This window comes from Streptomyces flaveus (genome assembly GCF_014647675.1).
GTDB lineage: Bacteria > Actinomycetota > Actinomycetes > Streptomycetales > Streptomycetaceae > Streptomyces > Streptomyces flaveus.
Genome location: NZ_BMPQ01000024.1, coordinates 1 through 507, shown reverse-complemented (window position 1 = coordinate 507; position 507 = coordinate 1). Strand labels below are relative to the sequence as shown.

The window sequence follows — 507 nt, the reverse complement described above, 5'->3', positions numbered from 1 at the left end:
CATCGGAGAGCCGCAGTCCGAGCGGGGCCAGGACGTCGGCGACCTGCTCGCGCAGGGCCTCGGCCCGCTGGGCCGGGCCGCTGACCAGGACGACGAAGTCGTCCGCGTAGCGGACCAGGCGCCAGTTCCCCGTGCCGGTCTTGCGGCGCTTCTCCCGCTGGTACTTGCCGCTCATCAGGCTCTGCCACTGGGCGTGGAAGTGCTCGTCCAGCGCGCTGAGCGCGATGTTGGCCAGCAGCGGGGAGAGAATCCCGCCCTGGGGAGTGCCCGTGAGGGTGTCCTTGGCGATGCCGTGGTGCATGACCCCGGCCTTCAAGAACGCCTTCACCAAGGCCAGGACTCGTTTGTCGGAGATCCGGGCTCGCAGCCGGTCCATCAACGCGACGTGATCGATGTTGTCGAAACACGCCTCGATGTCGGCCTCCAGGACCACTTCGTAGCCCCGCTGAGCCAGATAGACGATCTCCGCGATCGCGTCATGAGCCCGGCGGTTGGGCCGGAACCCGT

General features: G+C 68.0%; 1 protein-coding gene. It reads right to left on the bottom strand.

Translation table 11 applies throughout. The features are described from left to right. Window positions 1–507 (bottom strand): reverse transcriptase/maturase family protein (locus IEZ21_RS33900; RefSeq protein WP_189325753.1); only part of this gene is annotated, 507 nt, incomplete at both ends.